Origin of the sequence: Streptococcus sp. oral taxon 061, assembly GCF_964211575.1 — a bacterium.
GTDB lineage: Bacteria > Bacillota > Bacilli > Lactobacillales > Streptococcaceae > Streptococcus.
This window is the reverse complement of the sequence record NZ_CAXOQQ010000008.1, coordinates 1-20,206: the sequence shown is the minus strand read 5'-3', so window position 1 is coordinate 20,206 and position 20,206 is coordinate 1. Positions and strand designations below refer to the sequence as shown.

The 20,206-nt window shown below is 40.7% G+C and carries 12 protein-coding genes; all 12 read left to right on the top strand.

Annotated elements, in window-relative coordinates:
* The first annotated feature begins 15 nt into the window (after positions 1-15).
* On the top strand, positions 16-2,031 hold the full coding sequence (gene recG, locus AB8E63_RS06875; RefSeq protein WP_368910504.1) for an ATP-dependent DNA helicase RecG: 2,016 nt from the start codon (positions 16-18) through the stop codon (positions 2,029-2,031).
* 311 nt (positions 2,032-2,342) lie between these two features.
* Positions 2,343-3,326 carry an acetylxylan esterase gene (locus tag AB8E63_RS06870; RefSeq protein WP_368910502.1) on the top strand — a complete coding sequence of 328 codons (984 nt, stop codon included), beginning with the start codon at positions 2,343-2,345 and terminating at the stop codon, positions 3,324-3,326.
* 352 nt (positions 3,327-3,678) lie between these two features.
* Positions 3,679-7,383, top strand: a complete 3,705-nt coding sequence (locus AB8E63_RS06865) for an SIALI-17 repeat-containing surface protein (RefSeq protein ID WP_368910500.1) — start codon at positions 3,679-3,681, stop codon at positions 7,381-7,383.
* A 292-nt stretch (positions 7,384-7,675) separates the two neighbouring features.
* The gene (locus AB8E63_RS06860; RefSeq protein WP_368910498.1) at positions 7,676-8,374 is read left to right on the top strand and encodes an N-acetylmannosamine-6-phosphate 2-epimerase; all 699 of its coding nucleotides are present in this window, start codon (positions 7,676-7,678) and stop codon (positions 8,372-8,374) included.
* A gap of 116 nt (positions 8,375-8,490) precedes the next feature.
* Complete coding sequence (locus AB8E63_RS06855) at positions 8,491-9,810, top strand: ABC transporter substrate-binding protein (protein WP_368910497.1); 1,320 nt, start codon at positions 8,491-8,493, stop codon at positions 9,808-9,810.
* A 234-nt stretch (positions 9,811-10,044) separates the two neighbouring features.
* Complete coding sequence (locus AB8E63_RS06850; RefSeq protein WP_368910603.1) at positions 10,045-10,911, top strand: carbohydrate ABC transporter permease; 867 nt, start codon at positions 10,045-10,047, stop codon at positions 10,909-10,911.
* Positions 10,912-10,927: 16 nt separating this feature from the next.
* On the top strand, positions 10,928-11,767 hold the full coding sequence (locus tag AB8E63_RS06845; protein ID WP_006153157.1) for a carbohydrate ABC transporter permease: 840 nt from the start codon (positions 10,928-10,930) through the stop codon (positions 11,765-11,767).
* Between the two features lie 200 nt (positions 11,768-11,967).
* Positions 11,968-12,420, top strand: coding sequence for a YhcH/YjgK/YiaL family protein (locus AB8E63_RS06840; RefSeq protein WP_368910601.1), 453 nt, complete (start codon positions 11,968-11,970; stop codon positions 12,418-12,420).
* 20 nt (positions 12,421-12,440) lie between these two features.
* A complete protein-coding gene (locus AB8E63_RS06835) occupies positions 12,441-13,091 on the top strand; it encodes a YesL family protein (protein WP_004250816.1) in 651 nt (216 codons plus the stop codon).
* A gap of 163 nt (positions 13,092-13,254) precedes the next feature.
* The gene (locus AB8E63_RS06830) at positions 13,255-14,172 is read left to right on the top strand and encodes a dihydrodipicolinate synthase family protein (RefSeq protein ID WP_178894574.1); all 918 of its coding nucleotides are present in this window, start codon (positions 13,255-13,257) and stop codon (positions 14,170-14,172) included.
* Between the two features lie 15 nt (positions 14,173-14,187).
* Positions 14,188-15,072: an ROK family protein gene (locus AB8E63_RS06825; protein ID WP_368910496.1), complete on the top strand. Its 885-nt coding sequence runs from the start codon at positions 14,188-14,190 to the stop codon at positions 15,070-15,072.
* 311 nt (positions 15,073-15,383) lie between these two features.
* Positions 15,384-20,206, top strand: a 4,823-nt coding sequence (locus tag AB8E63_RS06820; protein WP_368910495.1) for an alpha-L-fucosidase, incomplete at its 3' end; no start/stop codon positions are given.

Here is a 20,206-nt window from a genome sequence, read left to right as displayed (position 1 = left end):
GGAAAGGAGAAGAGCATGAATTTACATCAACCCTTGCATGTCTTACCAGGAGTGGGACCTAAATCAGCAGAGAAATATGCCAAACTAGGAATTGAAAACTTGCAAGATCTCTTGCTCTACTTCCCTTTCCGTTATGAAGATTTTAAGACCAAGCAGGTGCTAGAGCTAGAAGACGGTGAAAAGGCTGTTTTATCTGGTCAGGTGGTGACACCAGCCAGTGTTCAATATTATGGTTTTAAGCGGAATCGCCTACGTTTTAGCCTCAAGCAGGGGGAGGTTGTTTTTGCAGTTAATTTCTTCAATCAACCCTACCTAGCTGACAAGATTGAACTAGGAGCAACCTTGGCTGTCTTTGGCAAGTGGGATCGTGCCAAGGCAGGCCTCACAGGAATGAAGGTTTTAGCCCAAGTCGAGGATGACCTCCAGCCTGTCTATCGCCTAGCGCAAGGCGTCAGTCAAGCAGGACTTGTTAAGGTCATCAAGACCGCCTTTGATCAGGGGCTGGACCTCTTGATAGAAGAAAACATCCCCCAGTCCCTGCTAGACAAATACAAACTCATGCCCCGTAGTCAGGCTGTTCGTGGCATGCACTTCCCTAAAGATTTGGCAGAATACAAACAGGCTCTCCGTCGAATCAAATTTGAGGAACTCTTTTATTTCCAAATGCAATTACAGACCCTCAAGTCTGAAAATAAGGTTCATGGAAGTGGTCTGGTCCTAAATTGGTCTCAGGAAAAACTAACTGCAGTGAAAGAGAAATTGCCTTTTGCCTTGACCCAAGCCCAAGAAAAAAGCCTGCAAGAAATTCTAACAGATATGAAGTCGGACCATCACATGAATCGACTCTTACAAGGGGATGTAGGAAGTGGGAAGACAGTGGTTGCAGGTCTTGCTATGTATGCAGCTGTAACGGCAGGGTATCAGGCTGCCCTTATGGTTCCAACAGAGATTCTTGCAGAGCAGCATTTTGAAAGTCTAGAGAGTCTCTTTCCTGATTTGAGATTAGCTCTCCTGACAGGGTCACTGAAAGCTGCAGAAAAACGCAAGGTCTTGGAAACCATTGCCAAGGGGGAAGCCGATGTGATTATCGGTACCCATGCTCTTATACAAGACGGCGTGGACTATGCCCGACTCGGCTTGATTATCATCGATGAGCAACACCGCTTTGGTGTTGGGCAAAGGCGAATTTTACGGGAAAAAGGTGAAAATCCAGATGTCCTCATGATGACGGCAACTCCCATACCTCGGACCTTAGCTATCACTGCCTTTGGGGATATGGATGTTTCTATTATTGATCAGATGCCAGCAGGGCGCAAACCAATCGTGACACGCTGGATTAAACATGAGCAACTGCCCCAGGTTTTGACTTGGTTGGAGGGAGAAATTCAGAAAGGTTCTCAAGCCTATGTCATTTCGCCCTTGATTGAAGAATCTGAAGCCTTGGACCTTAAAAATGCCATTGCATTATTGGAAGAATTGTCGGCTCATTTTGCAGGAAAAGCAAAAGTTGCTCTCTTACACGGAAAGATGAAGAGTGATGAAAAAGACCAGATTATGCAGGATTTCAAAGATAGAAAGACAGATATCTTGGTTTCTACGACGGTTATCGAGGTCGGGGTCAATGTTCCCAATGCGACTGTCATGATTATCATGGATGCTGACCGTTTCGGACTCAGCCAGCTTCATCAGCTCAGAGGTCGTGTCGGTCGTGGAGATAAGCAGTCCTATGCAGTTCTAGTGGCCAATCCAAAAACTGACTCTGGCAAAGACCGCATGCGCATCATGACGGAAACGACCAATGGTTTTGTCCTTGCAGAAGAAGATTTGAAAATGCGCGGTTCGGGTGAGATTTTTGGGACCAAACAGTCAGGTCTACCAGAGTTTCATGTAGCTGATATCATCGAAGACTTCCCAATCCTTGAGGAAGCTAGAAAGGTAGCCAGCTATATCAGTTCTCTCCCTAACTGGCAAGAGAACCCAGAGTGGCACATGATTGCCTTGCATCTGGAAAAGAAAGAATATCTGGATTAAGCTTTTTCTAAGATAATGTTAAGTTTGCTTTTAGGATTGTTATCTATACTTGAGTCATCAAAAAGAAACGAGGACTCTTTCATGACCATTAAAGTAAACTACCCAAAGACATTTCAAAAGGAAACTCAACCTTCTCCTAAATACTAAGAAAAGAGCGAAATCGCTCTTTTTTATTTTTTTTAAAACTACTTTCAGAGGGATTCTTGCAGGGGTCGGACAGTAAATCCACTTTCCGTTTCCCTTTCTTTCTTGCATTGCTTCTCCATATGTGCTACAGTTATGATAACGGTTACAAAATAAAGGAGAATTCTATGAGAAATCCAGCATTAGTAGAAGAAATGAAAACATATAAAGGAAGAGATGAAGTTCCTCAGGATTTTGATGCTTTTTGGGATGGTGAGATTGACAAGGTTGCGGTCTTGCCAGACTACCAACTAGAGGAACGTGACTTTCATATTCCAAATGTGAAGTGCTATGAGTTAACCTTTAAAGGTACACGTGATGGCCTTGTTTATGCGCGTGTAGTCTTACCAAAATCAGAAGAGAAAGCGCCTGTCATTTTCCACTTCCATGGTTATATGGGACGTTGCTGGGATTGGACAGATATGCTAGCCTTTACCGTCGCTGGTTATGGGGTTGTATCGATGGATGTTCGTGGGCAATCTGGTTACTCACAAGATGGTTTACGTTCGCCTCTCGGAAATACAGTAAAGGGCCAAATCATCCGTGGTGCAGTAGAAGGAAAAGAGCAGCTCTTCTATAAAGATGTCTATCTAGATATTTATCAATTGGTTGAAATTGTCGCTAGCTTCCCGCAAGTAGATGAAGAGCAGTTGGCTAGTTATGGAGCTTCGCAAGGAGGAGCGCTGGCTTTAGTGGCTGCAGGGCTCAATCCACGTATCAAGCGAACAGTGGCTATCTATCCATTCTTGTCAGACTTTAGACGAGTATTAGAAATTGGGAATACCAGTGAAGCTTATGATGAACTCTTCCGTTATTTTAAGTTTCATGATCCATTCCATGAAACAGAAGAACAAATTATGGAGACGCTTGGTTATATCGATGTGAAAAACCTTGCTCATCGCATCAAAGGTGAGGTGAGAATGATTACGGGGCTTGATGACGATGTCTGCTATCCAATCACCCAGTTTGCCATTTACAATCGTTTGACTTGTGAAAAGAGCTATCGTCTCATGCCAGAATATGCCCACGAGGCTATGAATGTCCATGTCAATGACCAGGTTTACAACTGGTTGTGTGGTAGTGAGATTCCCTTTACCTATCTTGGTCGTTAGAAATATGTAAAAAGAGTCCTGTCAAAATCAGGACTTTATTTTTGGAAGATTAAAGAAAGTAGTTTCAAAAAGTTTGAATCATAGAAATATATCTGAAAGTAAATTCTATTATAGATTACTAAGGCTATTATTTAGAATATTTATTATATAATAGGTATAACATCAAGTCGAAAGGAGTAAAATTGTTGCTTGCTTTAGGATATAAAGTAGAAAAACGCAACAGAAATTCAGATGAAAAGAATGGGAGAAACCCATCAACAATACAGTTTCTTTCTTGCTCAAAGCCCTAAGGGCTAAAATTTTTAAGCAAAAAAGAAAGCGCTTTATTTTTGTGAAAAATGGAAGGAAATATATGACACAGAGAGATTTTGAACGGAAAGAACGCTATGGAATTCGAAAATTTACAGTAGGAGCTGCATCAGTAGTCATTGGAGCAGTTGTTTTTGGTGCTTCACCAGTTTTAGCTCAAGAAGCTCCAGCAACCAGTGGTGAAACAGCTGGACAAGCTTTGCCAGAATTGCCAAAAGAAGTAGAATCAGGAAATCTAGCTAACATAGATAAGGAACTTGCGGATAAGTTGGCAGCAGCGACAGATAAAGGAACTGAAGTAAATCGTGAAGAGTTGAAAGCAAACCCAGGTTCTGAAAAACCAACAGAAACTGAAAAACCAACAGAAACTGAAAAACCAACAGAAACTGAAACTCCAGCAGCTGAAACTGAGAATGAGGAAGTCGGTAGCGTCCCGCGTGACTTCTACGCAAGAGAATTAGAAAATGCCAATGTTGTCGTTGAAAAAGAGGATGTTGAAACCAATCCTTCAAATGGTCAAATAGTTGACATGAAAGACGAGCTGGACAAGGTTAAAAAACTTCAGAATGCGACTATTCATATGGAGTTCAAACCAGATGCATCTGCACCAAATTTATACAGTCTTTTCTCAGTTTCAAGCGATACCAAAGTAGATGAATACTTCACCATGGCAATCCTTAACAACACAGCTATCGTTGAAGGTCGTGATGCCAATGGGAAACATTTCTATGGTGATTATAAAACTGCTCCTTTGAAGATTAAGCCGGGTCAGTGGAACTCTGTAACCTTTACAGTTGAAAGACCAAATGCAGACCAACCAAATGGTCAAGTTCGCGTCTATGTAAATGGTGTCTTGTCTCGAACAAGTCCTCAGTCTGGTCGTTTCATCCAAGACATGCCAGATGTCAATCGTATGCAAATTGGTACATTGAAACGTAAAGGCAAAAACCATTGGGGCACTAATCTTAAGGTCCGTAATTTAACGATTTATGATCGTACTCTTTCTCCAGAAGAAGTGAAAAAACGTAGTCAATTTTTTGAAAGAGGCGACTTGGAGAAAAAACTTCCTGAAGGTGCAAAAGTTACTGAAAAGCTAGATGTATTTGAAGGCGGTGTAAACCGCAAACCAAATAAAGATGGTATTGCAAGTTACCGTATTCCAGCCCTTCTTAAAACTGATAAAGGAACCTTGATTGCTGGAACGGATGAAAGACGCTTGCATCACTCTGACTGGGGTGATATTGGTATGGTTGTTCGTCGTAGTGATGACAATGGGAAGACATGGGGAGATAGAATTACCATCTCTAATCCTCGTGACAATGAAAAAGCTAAAAATCCAGAATGGCCATCTCCAGTTAATATTGACATGGCTTTAGTCCAAGATCCGAAAACCAAGAGAATTTTCTCAATTTATGATATGTTCCTTGAAGGGAAAGCAGTGTTCTCTCTTCCTGGGAAAGCTCCACAAGCCTATGAGCAAATTGGAGACAAGGTTTATCAAGTCTTGTACAAACAAGGTGATGCGGGACGTTATACTATCCGTGAAAATGGTGAAGTTTTTGACCCTGAAAATAGAAAAACAGAATACCGTGTTGTAGTTGATCCTAAACAACCAGCTTATAGCGATAAGGGTAATCTATACAAGGGTGAAGAACTGATTGGTAATGTCTATTTCGAATACAGTGACAAGAATATTTTTAGAGTTTCAAATACCAACTATCTCTGGATGTCTTACAGTGATGACGATGGAAAAACTTGGTCTGCACCAAAAGATATTACATACGGTATTCGTAAGGACTGGATGCACTTCTTAGGAACAGGGCCTGGTACAGGTATTGCCTTGCATTCAGGACCACACAAAGGTCGCCTAGTTATCCCAGTCTATACTACAAATAACGTATCTTACTTGAGTGGTTCTCAGTCTTCACGCGTCATTTACTCTGATGACCATGGTGAAACTTGGCAAGCAGGTGAAGCAGTCAATGATAACCGTCCAGTAGGTAACCAAACAATTCACTCTTCAACTATGAATAATCCAGGTGCTCAAAATACTGAATCAACTGTTGTTCAGTTGAACAACGGAGACCTCAAACTCTTCATGCGTGGATTGACAGGAGATCTGCAGGTTGCAACAAGTAAAGATGGCGGAGCGACTTGGGAAAAAGACGTGAAGCGCTATTCAGATGTCAAAGATGTCTATGTTCAAATGTCAGCCATTCATACAGTACAAGACGGTAAGGAATATATCATCCTCAGTAACGCAGGTGGACCAGGACGCTACAATGGTTTGGTACACTTGGCACGTGTGGAAGCTAACGGAGAATTAACTTGGCTTAAACATAATCCAATTCAAAGTGGTAAATTTGCCTATAACTCATTGCAAGATCTTGGGAATGGTGAATTTGGCTTACTTTATGAACATGCAGATGCCAATCAAAATGAATATACTTTGTCTTATAAGAAATTCAACTGGGATTTCTTGAGTAAAGATATGGTTGCACCAACTAAAGCAAAAGTAAAAAGTGCAGTAGATATGGGTAACAATATTGTTGCACTAGAATTTGATTCAGAAGTCTTGGTAAACCAAGCTCCTGTTCTTAAATTAGCGAATGGAAACCTAGCAACCTTCTTAACTCAGTACGATACAAAAACACTGCTATTTGTTGTCAAAAAAGAAGATATTGGCCAAGAAGTTACAGAGATAGTTGATGGTGCGATTGAGAGCATGCATAATTTGCCAGTTAGCCTTGAAGATGCAGGAATCCCTGGTGGAATTAATGGTAAAGAACCTGCCATTCATGAAGTTCCAGAGTTCACTGGAGGCGTCAATGGTGACGAAGTGGCAGTACATGAAGTTCCAGAATATAATCCAGTGGAGACCTCAAAAGGGGAACCGGCAATCCACGAAGTCCCAGAATTTACAGGTGGTGTCAATAGCGACGAAGCAGCTGTAACAGAACTTCCTGAGTACACTGAAGCTATTGGAACTGCAGGTGATGAAGCCGCACCAACAGTAGAAATCCCAGAATTCGAAGGAGGTGTCAACGGTGACGAAGCAGCTGTAACAGAACTTCCTGAGTACACTGAAGCTATTGGAACAGCAGGTGATGAAGCAGCACCAACAGTAAAAGTCCCAGAATTCGAAGGAGGTGTCAATGACGACGAAGCGGTTGTAACAGAGCTCCCTGAGTACACTGAACCTAGTGCAACAGTCGGTGACGAAGCAGCGCCAACGGTGGAAGTCCCAGAATTCGAAGGTGGTGTCAATGGAGTCGAAGCTGCAGTTCATGAGCTTCCAGAATTCACAGGCGGAGTAAACGCAGTTGAAGCGCTCAAGAATGAGTTTCCAGAATTCGAAGGTGGTGTCAATGCAGTCGAAGCTGCAGTTCATGAGCTTCCAGAATTCACAGGCGGAGTAAACGCAGTTGAAGCGCTCAAGAATGAGCTTCCAGAATTCACAGGTGGAGCAAATGCAGTTCAAGCCCTTAAGCATGAACTTCCAGAATTCACAGGCGGAGTAAATGCAGTCGAGGCAGCCAAAAACGAACTTCCGGAATATAAGGTTGAAGAAAAACCGCTTGTCACTTTAGTAGCACAACAAGACAAGACATATCAAGCTCCAGCAGCTCAACCACAACAACCAACCCTCCCTGCAACAGGAAGTGAGGTTTCAACTCCTCTAGTATCTGTAGGAATGGTTGGAATGCTCCTCGGCTTGTTTGGAATAGCTAAGAAAAAAGAAGATTAATGGCAACATTGAATCTAAAAAGTCTCTATAAAAAAGGTTTAGACTTATATTAGAAGGGTCTGTAACGTTCATTCGTTACAGGCTTTTTATTTGCAGAAAGCGAAGATTCTAGTAGGAATAAGTGGATGGAATGCGATTCAAACTTGGGTATTTCTCCCTGAAACTACTTTCAGGAGATTCTGTTTCATAAAATTGTTTTGAAACTTCAATCTATTCTAGTACAAGTTGTTGAAAGCGCTTCAAAAATGATATATAATAGACTCATAAGAAAAAAAGAAAAGGAGGAAAGTGGATGCTACAGATCAGTAAAGAAGCTTTGATTGAGCAGATTAAAGATGGAATCATCGTTTCTTGTCAGGCACTTCCTCACGAACCGCTTTATACAGAAGCGGGAGGTGTAATTCCCTTGCTAGTCAAAGCGGCTGAGCAAGGTGGAGCAGTCGGTATCCGAGCAAATAGTGTTCGGGATATTAAGGAAATCAAAGAGGTTACAAATCTTCCGATTATCGGAATTATCAAACGTGATTATCCACCACAGGAACCATTCATCACTGCTACCATGAAAGAAGTAGATGAACTAGCAGCTCTAGATATTGAGGTAATCGCTCTAGATTGTACCAAGAGAGAACGCCATGATGGCCTAGAGATTCAAGAATTCATCCGTCAAATCAAAGAAAAATATCCAAATCAACTCTTGATGGCTGACACAAGTACCTTTGAAGAAGGACTAACAGCGGTTGAAGCGGGAATTGACTTTGTTGGAACAACCTTGTCAGGTTACACATCTTATAGCCCGAAAGTGGATGGCCCAGACTTTGAATTGATTAAGAAACTGTGTGATGCAGGAGTAGACGTCATCGCAGAAGGTAAGATTCACACACCAGAACAGGCTAAGCAAATCCTAGGTTACGGAGTGCGAGGCATCGTAGTTGGTGGAGCTATTACTAGACCAAAAGAGATCACGGAACGATTTGTTGCAGGTCTCAAATAAGACAATTAAAACACGAGGAGAGTGGTTGATTCGTAAAATAAAATGTAAACGTATACAAAGTTGTCAATACTCATTATCCGTTTTGGATACGCATATCATCATTTAGGAGAATACTAATGAAATTTAGAAAACTAGCTTGTACAGTACTTGCGGGTGCTGCTGTTCTATCTCTTGCTGCTTGTGGCAAATCAGACGCTAAAAAAGACGCTGCAAGTGATGCAGGGAAAACTGAAATCACTTGGTGGGCTTTCCCAGTCTTCACTCAAGAAAAATCTGGTGATGGTGTAGGAACTTATGAAAAATCTATCATCGAAGCTTTCGAAAAAGCAAACCCAGATATCAAAGTTAAACTAGAAACAATCGACTTCAAATCTGGTCCAGAAAAAATCACGACAGCTATTGAAGCTGGAACTGCTCCAGATGTACTTTTCGATGCACCAGGTCGTATCATCAATTACGGTAAAAATGGTAAATTGGCTGAGTTGAATGACCTCTTTACAGATGAATTTGTTAAAGATGTTAACAACGAAAACATCATTCAAGCAAGTAAAGCTGGTGATAAAGCTTACATGTATCCAATCAGTTCTGCACCATTCTACATGGCTATGAACAAGAAAATGTTGGAAGATGCTGGTGTAGCTAACCTTGTTAAAGAAGGTTGGACAACAGATGATTTTGAAAAAGTCTTGAAAGCACTTAAAGATAAAGGATACACTCCAGGTTCATTGTTCAGTTCTGGTCAAGGGGGAGACCAAGGAACACGTGCCTTCATCTCTAACCTTTACGGTGCTTCTGTAACAGACAAAGAAGTTACTAAATACACAACTGATGATCCTAAGTTCGTCAAAGGTCTTGAAAAAGCAACTAGCTGGATTAAAGATGGTTTGTTGAACAACGGTTCACAATTTGACGGTGGAGCAGATATCCAAAACTTTGCAAACGGTCAAACATCATACACAATCCTTTGGGCACCAGCTCAAAACGGTATCCAAGCTAAATTGTTGGAAGCAAGTAAAGTTGAAGTGGTAGAAGTTCCATTCCCATCTGATTCAGGCAAACCAGCTCTTGAGTACCTTGTAAACGGATTTGCAGTATTTAACAACAAGGATGAAAAGAAAGTTGCTGCAGCTAAGAAATTCATCCAATTCATCGCTGATGATAAAGAGTGGGGTCCTAAAGACGTAGTTCGTACAGGAGCATTCCCAGTTCGTACTTCATTTGGTAAACTTTACGACGACAAACGTATGGAAACAATCAGTGGTTGGACTCAATACTACTCTCCATACTACAACACAATCGACGGATTTGCTGAAATGAGAACTCTATGGTTCCCAATGTTGCAAGCAGTATCTAATGGTGACCAAGAACCTGCTGCAGCTTTGAAGACATTCACTGAAAAAGCGAATGAAACAATCAAAAAAGCAGCTAAACAATAAGCCCTAAATAAAAAGTAAAATCCCCCCTTTTCCCTGTGCACATTTGTGTACGAAAAGGGGGAGTTTTGTTTAAAAAATGTAAGAAACTGACAGGTCAAAATTAAAATGAAGTTCTTACATAGGCTTTTCGTGAAAAAAATTTCATTTTGATTTTACATCAGTGTCAGACAACAATTAAAAAAACAAAAACTATTTGAAAGTGAGGTGCCGACTGTGAAAGTCAATAAAATTCGTATGCGGGAAACAGTTATTTCCTACGCATTCTTAGCACCAGTATTAATCTTCTTTACCGTCTTTGTCCTAGCTCCAATGATCATGGGATTCATCACTAGTTTCTTTAACTACTCGATGACTAGCTTTGAGTTTGTGGGACTTGACAACTACATCCGCATGTTTAAAGACCCTGTCTTTACAAAATCTTTGATTAATACCGTAATCTTAGTTATCGGATCTGTACCAGTCGTTGTACTCTTCTCACTATTTGTGGCATCACAAACTTACCAACAAAATGCAGTTGCTAGATCCTTCTATCGTTTCGTATTCTTCCTTCCTGTTGTAACTGGTAGTGTTGCCGTAACGGTTGTATGGAAATGGATTTATGATCCTCTATCAGGTATTTTGAATTTCGTACTTAAGTCAAGCCATATCATTAGCCAAAACATTTCTTGGTTGGGTGACAAAAACTGGGCTTTGATGGCGATTATGATTATTCTTTTGACAACATCAGTTGGTCAACCAATCATCCTCTACATCGCTGCAATGGGTAATATTGACAACTCTCTTGTTGAAGCGGCGCGTGTCGACGGAGCTACTGAGTTACAAGTTTTCTGGAAGATTAAATGGCCAAGCCTCCTTCCAACAACTCTTTATATCGCAATCATTACAACAATCAACTCATTCCAGTGTTTCGCTTTGATTCAGCTTTTGACTTCCGGTGGTCCGAACTACTCAACAAGTACACTTATGTACTACCTATACGAGAAAGCCTTCCAATTGACTGAGTATGGCTATGCCAATACTATTGGTGTATTCTTGGCAGTTATGATCGCTATCGTCAGCTTTGTTCAATTTAAAGTACTTGGAAACGACGTAGAATATTAATAGAAAGGAGACAGCTATGCAATCTACACAAAAGAAACCTTTAACAGCCTTCACTGTTATTTCAACCATCTTCTTGCTTTTATTGACTGTACTGTTTATCTTTCCATTCTACTGGATTTTGACAGGTGCATTCAAATCACAACCAGATACCATTATGATTCCACCACAATGGTTCCCTAAAGCTCCAACAATGGAGAACTTCCAACAATTGATGGTGCAAAACCCAGCCTTACAATGGATGTGGAACTCAGTCTTCATTTCATTGGTAACTATGTTCTTGGTTTGTGCAACTTCATCCCTAGCAGGATATGTATTGGCTAAGAAACGTTTCTATGGACAACGCATTCTCTTCGCTATCTTTATCGCTGCCATGGCTCTTCCAAAACAAGTTGTCCTTGTGCCATTGGTACGTATCGTCAACTTCATGGGAATCCATGACACTCTTTGGGCAGTTATCTTGCCTTTGATCGGATGGCCATTTGGGGTCTTCCTCATGAAACAATTTAGTGAAAACATTCCTACAGAATTGCTCGAATCTGCTAAAATCGATGGATGTGGTGAGATTCGTACCTTCTGGAGCGTAGCCTTCCCTATTGTGAAACCAGGATTTGCAGCTCTTGCAATCTTTACCTTCATCAATACATGGAATGACTACTTCATGCAATTGGTAATGTTGACTTCACGTCAAAACTTGACCATCTCACTCGGGGTTGCGACTATGCAGGCCGAGATGGCAACCAACTATGGTTTAATTATGGCAGGGGCTGCTCTTGCAGCTGTGCCAATCGTAACAGTCTTCCTTGTCTTCCAAAAATCCTTCACTCAAGGTATTACTATGGGAGCTGTCAAAGGATAATACTCTGCGAATATTGAATATCGTACAATCTGTTTATCAGTATACAGAAGTATAGTTGATAGACTAAGAGAATACAGGATATATAAGTGTCTACAAAATGGAGAGGAGTTGCTTGCTTCACGAAGTTTTGTTAGACACTTATAAACTTACTGGCTAGACATCTTATGTCTGAAGGTATTAATCAGGTAAAGGAAATTACTATGATTTTTGATGATTTAAAAAACATTAGCTTTTACAAAGGAATTCACCCAAATCTGGACAAGGCTATCAATTATCTCTATGAGCATCGTAAGGATAGTTTTGAATTAGGTAAATACGAGATTGATGGGGATAAAGTTTTCCTAGTTGTACAAGAAAATGTTCTTAATAAAGAAGAAAATGATCGCTTTGAATACCATAAAAACTATGCAGACTTGCATTTGTTGGTTGAAGGGCATGAATACTCAAGTTACGGTTCTCGTGTTAAGGACGAGGCAGTAGCATTTGATGAAGCTAGTGACATCGGCTTTGTTCACTGTCACGAACAATACCCACTTTTGTTGGGTTATCACAATTTTGCAGTCTTCTTCCCAGGGGAGCCTCATCAGCCTAACGGTTATGCAGGTATGGAAGATAAAGTTCGCAAATATTTATTTAAAATTTTAATCGATTAGTCAGTTAGGAGGAGCAAACAATGGCACATAAAGGATCTGGATTGATAAAAGCGGCATTCGATACGGATAACTTTCTTATGCGTTTTTGCGAGAAAGTGTTAGATATCGTGACGGTTAACCTACTCTTTGTTGTGTCTTGTTTGCCTATTGTGACTATTGGGGTAGCTAAAATCAGTCTCTATCAGACAATCTTTGAAGTGAAGCGCAGCCGTCGTATTCCTGTTTTCAAAATTTATATTAGAGCCTTTAAGCAAAATTTGAAATTAGGTTTTCAGTTAGGTTTGCTGGAATTAGGAATCTTTTTGATCAGTGTGGTTGACTTATCACTATTTTGGAGTCAAACTGGAGTTGCCTTTCAACTCATTAAAGCTATTTGTTTGGGAATTCTGATATTTTTAACACTAGTTATGTTGGCTAGCTATCCAATTGCTGCACGCTATGAATTAACTTGGAAAGAAGTGCTCCAAAAGGGCTTACTTTTGGTAAGTTTTAACTTCGTGTGGTTCTTCTTGATGCTTGCGATTATTTTGTTAATCATTATGCTTCTCTATCTATCAGGCTTTACTCTAGTGCTTGGTGGTTCAGCATTTCTACTCTTTGGCTTTGGTCTTCTTGCCTTTTGCCAAGCTGGATTAATGGAAAAATTGTTTGCTAAATATCAAGCAGATTGAAAACGATATGAAACTACTTTCAAACATGAAAAGCTATGGAAGATGAATAGAAATTAAAATCTAAGTGACTTGGATGTATTGAAAGCGCTTTTCACAAGGTGTATACTAAAATAGTAAAAAATCATCTGCTCAAAGCAGAAAAAAGAAATCTTAGGAGAAATCTATGTCAGATTTAAAAAAATATGAAGGTGTCATTCCTGCCTTCTACGCATGTTATGATGATGCGGGTGAAGTTAGCCCAGAACGTACTCGTGCCTTGGTACAATACTTTATTGATAAAGGTGTTCAAGGGCTTTATGTCAATGGTTCTTCAGGTGAATGTATCTACCAAAGCGTAGAAGACCGCAAATTGATCTTGGAAGAAGTCATGGCAGTTGCTAAAGGCAAGTTGACTATCATTGCTCACGTGGCTTGCAACAATACTAAAGATAGTATCGAACTTGCTCGTCATGCAGAAAGCTTGGGAGTGGATGCTATTGCAACAATCCCACCAATTTACTTCCGCTTACCTGAATACTCAGTTGCAAAATACTGGAATGACATCAGTGCTGCTGCACCAAATACAGACTATGTCATCTACAACATTCCTCAATTGGCTGGTGTTGCTTTGACTCCAAGTCTTTACACAGAAATGTTGAAGAACCCACGTGTTATCGGTGTTAAAAACTCTTCAATGCCAGTTCAAGATATCCAAACATTCGTTAGCCTTGGCGGCGAAGATCATATCGTCTTTAATGGTCCAGATGAGCAGTTCTTAGGTGGACGTCTCATGGGAGCAAAAGCTGGTATCGGTGGCACTTATGGTGCTATGCCAGAACTCTTCTTGAAACTCAACCAATTGATTGCGGATAAAGACCTAGAAACAGCACGTGAATTGCAATACGCTATCAACGCAATCATCGGTAAATTGACTGCAGCTCATGGTAATATGTACTGTGTGATTAAAGAAGTCTTGAAAATCAATGAAGGACTTAATATCGGATCAGTTCGTTCTCCACTTACACCAGTGACCGAAGAAGATCGTCCAGTTGTAGAAGCAGCTGCTCAATTGATTCGTGAAACTAAGGAGCGTTTCCTCTAATCAACAGGAGGCTTTATGACTAATTACGTTGCAATTGATATTGGTGGAACTAATATCAAATACGGTTTAATTGACCAAGATGGACAACTTGTAGAGTCTAACGAAGTAGCGACTGAGGCGCACAAGGGTGGTCCACACATCTTACAGAAAACAAAAGATATCGTAGCTAGCTATCTAGAAAAAGGACCAGTGTCAGGTGTAGCCATTTCCTCAGCGGGAATGGTTGATCCTGATAAGGGTGAGATTTTCTACGCTGGTCCACAGATTCCAAATTATGCTGGAACCCAATTTAAAAAGGAAATTGAAGAAAGCTTTAACATTCCTTGTGAAATTGAAAATGATGTTAACTGTGCAGGGCTTGCTGAAGCTGTCTCTGGATCAGGAAAGGGTGCAAGTATTACCCTTTGTTTGACAATTGGAACAGGTATCGGTGGTTGCTTAATCATTGATGGCCGAGTTTTTCATGGCTTTAGTAATTCTGCCTGTGAAGTTGGTTATCTGCACATGCAGGATGGAGCCTTCCAGGATTTAGCGTCTACGACAGCTCTTGTTAAGTATGTAGCAGATGCACATGGAGATGAAGTGGAACAGTGGAACGGTCGCAGAATTTTCAAAGAAGCTACCGAAGGCAATAAACTCTGTATGGAGGGGATTGACCGTATGGTGGATTACCTTGGCAAGGGTCTCGCAAATATTTGTTATGTTGCCAATCCAGAAGTTGTCATCCTTGGTGGTGGTATCATGGGGCAAGAAGCAATTTTGAAACCAAAAATCCGTAAGGCTTTGAAAGATTCGCTTGTTCCAAGCTTGGCAGACAAGACTCGACTTGAATTTGCTCACCATCAGAATACTGCTGGTATGCTCGGTGCATATTATCATTTTAGAACCAAACAGTCCTAAATTGGCTTTGCCAATTTAGGTTTTTTTGGCAGGAAAAAAGATAGGTAAAACTTTAATAAAACTTTGGAAGCCCTTGCATTTCTTGGAATAATATAGTATATTTATTATACTGAGAAATCTCGAAAAAGCATTTGTAAAATCAAGTCATTTTTTTATTCAGAAAAATGTAAGCGATTTCTAAATATGAATTTAACAGAAGATAAGAGTGGGAGGAAGAAGAGTTTTATAGTAGGTACGGAGAAATAAAATTGTCACCAGCAGAAACTGGGCTCTTGCAGTAGCTGACTGCTTTTGTTCATTAGGAGAATTTGATGAAACAGTATTTTTTTGAAAGAAGTCGTATATTCAGTATTCGTAAACTAACGGTTGGTGTAGCCTCTGTGGCAGTTGGACTGGCTTTTTTTGCATCTGGAAATGTTGCCGCTAACGAAGTTGTGTTAGAGCCAAAACTGGAAGTAGAAGGTCAAGCAAAAGAAGTAATCGATGTCGATAAAGAAAAAGCGGAAGCAGTTAAGAAAACTAAAGAAGTAGTGAGTCCTGTTAAAGAAGAAGTTGCTAAACAAGCAGCTCCTGCTTCAGAAAAAGTAACAGAAGAAACTAAAACTACTGAAGAGGCTGGAGATTTACTTCCAGCAGAAATTCCTGACCGTGCTTATCCTGATACACCAGTGAAAAAACTGGATACTTCAGCCATTGTATCAGAAAAAGATAGCCCAAAAGTTGAAACTAAAAGTATTTTAAAAGCTGAAGAAGCAAGTACAACTGAAGGTGAAAAAGAAAATAGAGCCATTATCAATGGTGGTCAGGATCTCAAGCATATTGACTATGAAGGTCAACCAGCTACATCTGCGACTATGGTTTATAGTATTTTTAGCTCTCCACTTGCAAATGGTGGGAAACAGGATTATCTCAATTCAGGCTCTGGTATCTTTGTTGCGCCAAATATTATCTTGACAGTAGCACACAACTTCTTAGTCAAGAATGCAGATACCAATGCGGGATCTATCCGTGGTGGTGATTCTGCTAAGTTCTACTACAATGTTGGTTCTAATACTCCAAAAGAAAGATCATTGCCAACTTCAGGAAAAACTGTTTTGTTCCAAGAAAAGGATATTCATTTCTGGAATAAAGAAAAGTTTGGTGAAGGGTACAAAAATGACCTAGCCTTGGTTGTGGCTCCAGTTCCAGTACAGATTGCAAGTCCAAATAAGGCAGCAACCTTTACTCCGTTAGCAGAGCATCGGGAATACAAAGCTGGAGAACCTGTGAGCACAATTGGCTATCCTACAGATTCAACTTCTCCAGAATTGAAGGAACCAATTGTGCCAGGTCAATTGTATAAGGCAGACGGTGTCGTTAGAGATACTGAAAAGTATGATGATAAGGGAACAGTAGGTGTTACCTATCGTTTGACTTCTGTATCAGGTCTTTCTGGTGGTGGAATTATCAACGGTGATGGTAAGGTCATTGGGATCCACCAACGTGGTACTGTTGATAATGCGAACATTGCTGAAAAAGACCGCTTCGGTGGAGGTCTAGTCTTGTCTCCAGAACAATTAGCATGGGCTAAAGGCATCATTGATAAATACGGTGTTAAAGGCTGGTATCAAGGCGATAACGGTAGCCGTTATTATTTCACTCCAGAGGGAGAAATGTTAAGAAATAAGACAGCAGTTATCGGTGAAAACAAATATTCATTCGATGAAAGTGGTGTAGCAACTCTCCTTGAAGGCGTTGACTATGGCCGTGTAGTTATCGAGCATGTGGACCAAAATGATAACCCAGTCAAAGAAAACGATACCTTTGTAGATAAGGCAGAAGTTGGTGCTCAATTCAACTATAACTATAAAACAGAGATTGAAAAGACTGACTTTTTCAAGAAGAATAAAGAAAAATATGAGATTGTTTCAATTGGAGATTCTCCAGTCAATAAACAATTGAAAGACGCTTGGGAAGATGATTATAGTGTTGTGAGCAAGGCTCCTGCGGGAACTCGTGTCATTAAAGTAGTCTATAAAGTTAACAAAGGTTCCTTTGACATTCATTATCGCTTAAAAGACTCTGATAAAGAGTTGACAACTGCAGATGTGGATAATAACGAAGGTAAAGAATACGATGTTTCCTTTGTTCATAATTTCCAAGCCAAAGAAATTGCAGGTTATCGTGCAGTAAATGCAAGTCAAGAAGCAACTATCAAGCATAAAGGGGTGAATGAAGTTATTTTTGAATACGAAAAGATTGAAGATCCAAAACCAGCAACTCCTGTAACTCCTGTAACTCCAGTGGTTGATCCAAAAGATGAAGAAACAGAAATTGCTGCTTACGGTCCACTTCCAAGCAAGGCTCAATTGGACTACCACAAGGAAGAATTGGCTGCCTTCATCCACTATGGTATGAATACTTATACCAACTCTGAGTGGGGGAACGGTAGAGAAAATCCTCAGTACTTCAATCCAACAAACCTTGATACAGATCAGTGGATTAAGACTTTGAAGGATGCTGGATTCAAACGAACAATCATGGTTGTAAAACACCATGACGGATTTGTAATTTATCCATCTAAATATACAGACCATACGGTGGCTGCAAGTCCATGGAAAGATGGTAAGGGAGACCTTCTCGAAGAGATCTCTAAATCAGCGACTAAGTATGACATGAATATGGGTGTTTACTTATCACCATGGGATGCCAACCATCCTAAATATCATGTTGCAACTGAGAAAGAGTACAACGAATACTACCTCAACCAACTCAAGGAAATCCTTGGTAATCCTAAATACGGAAACAAAGGTAAATTCATCGAAGTTTGGATGGACGGTGCGCGTGGTAGCGGAGCTCAAAAAGTAACGTATACCTTTGATGAGTGGTTCAAGTACATCAAGGAAGCTGAAGGAGATATCGCTATCTTCTCTGCTCAACCGACAAGTGTCCGTTGGATCGGTAATGAACGTGGTATCGCAGGAGATCCAGTTTGGCATAAGGTCAAGAAAGCTAAAATCACTGATGATGTGAAGAATGAATATCTCAACCATGGAGATCCAGAAGGAGATATGTACTCAGTTGGTGAAGCAGACGTTTCTATCCGTTCAGGTTGGTTCTACCATGACAATCAACAGCCAAAATCAATCAAAGATTTGATGGATATCTACTTCAAGTCTGTTGGTCGTGGAACGCCACTTCTCCTCAATATTCCACCTAATAAAGAAGGTAAATTCGCAGATGCAGACGTGGCTCGCTTGCAAGAATTCCGAGCAACCTTGGATCAAATGTATGCGACTGACTTCGCTAAGGGTGCAACTGTAACTGCAAGCTCTACTCGTAAGAATCACTTGTATCAAGCAAGTCATTTGACAGATGGTAAGGATGATACGAGCTGGGCACTAGCAAATGATGCTAAGACAGGTGAATTTACTGTCGATCTTGGACAAAAGAGACGTTTTGACGTAGTCGAACTCAAAGAAGATATCGCTAAGGGTCAACGTATCTCTGGCTTCAAGGTTGAAGTTGAACTCAATGGTCGTTGGGTTCCATACGGTGAAGGGTCGACTGTTGGTTATCGTCGTCTTATCCAAGGTCAACCAGTAGAGGCACAAAAGATTCGTGTAACCATTACTGGTGCACAAGCGACTCCAATCTTGACAAACTTCTCTGTTTATAAGACACCAAGCAGTATCGAGAAGACAGATGGTTACCCTCTAGGACTAGATTACCATTCAAATACAACTGCTGATAAAGAGAATACAACTTGGTATGATGAATCTGAAGGCGTCCGCGGAACATCTATGTGGACTAACCAAAAAGATGCTAGTGTAACATACCGCTTCAACGGAACTAAGGCTTATGTCGTATCTACAGTGGATCCAAACCACGGTGAAATGTCCGTTTACGTGGATGGTCAAAAGGTTGCAGACGTGCAAACCAATAATGCAGCTCGTAAACGTAGCCAGATGGTTTATGAAACAGATGACTTAGCTCCAGGTGAACATACCATCAAACTCGTTAACAAGACTGGTAAACCTATTGCAACTGAAGGTATCTACACGCTCAACAATGCCGGTAAAGGTATGTTTGAGATGAAAGAAACAACTTATGAAGTCCAAAAAGGTCAACCGGTTACTGTAACCATTAAGCGTGTTGGTGGTAGCAAAGGAACAGCAACAGTCCATGTCGTAACAGAACCAGGAACAGGGGTTCATGGTAAAGTGTACAAGGACACAACTGCTGACTTGACCTTCCAAGACGGTGAAACTGAGAAAACAATCACGATTCCAACTATCGACTTTACAGAGCAAGCTGATTCAATCTTTGACTTCAAGGTGAAAATGACCAGCGTTTCTGACAATGCCCTTCTTGGTTTTGCTTCAGAAGCTACTATTCGAGTGATGAAGGCAGAATTGCTCCTAAAAGACCAGACAAGCTATGACGATCAGGCAACTCAGCTTGACTATAGTCCAGGTTGGAACCATGAAACGAACTCAGCTGATAAATACCAAAATACAGAATCATGGGCGTCATTTGGACGTTTGACAGAAGAGCAGAAGAAAAATGCCAGCGTAACAGCCTACTTCTACGGAACAGGTCTTGAAATCAAAGGATATGTAGATCCAGGACATGGTATCTACAGAGTAACGCTAGACGGTAGAAAAGTCGAGTATCAAGATGGCCTAGGTAATGCTTCTGAGTACAACGGTAAGAAGTACTTCAGTGGTACAGCTACTACTCGTCAAGGTGGTCAGACTCTTGTTCGTTTGACTGGACTCGAAGAAGGTTGGCATGCTGTAACCTTGCAATTGGATCCAAAACGTAATGATACTACGAGAAATATTGGTATCCAAGTTGACCAGTTCATCACTCATGGTGAAGGTAGTGCTCTTTATACCAAAGCAGAGTTAATCCAAGCCATGAAGAACTGGAAGGATGAGTTGGTTAAGTTTGACCAGACAAGCTTGAAGAATACTCCAGAGGCACGTCAAGCCTTCAAGTCAAACTTGGATAAATTATCTGAGCAACTTTCAGCAAGTGAAGCCAATGCACAAGAAGTTCTGAAGACAGTAGCAGCTTTGCAAACGATCCTTGATAAGGAAGAAAATTATGGCACAGATGATACGCCAACACCAGAACAGCCAGAAGAACC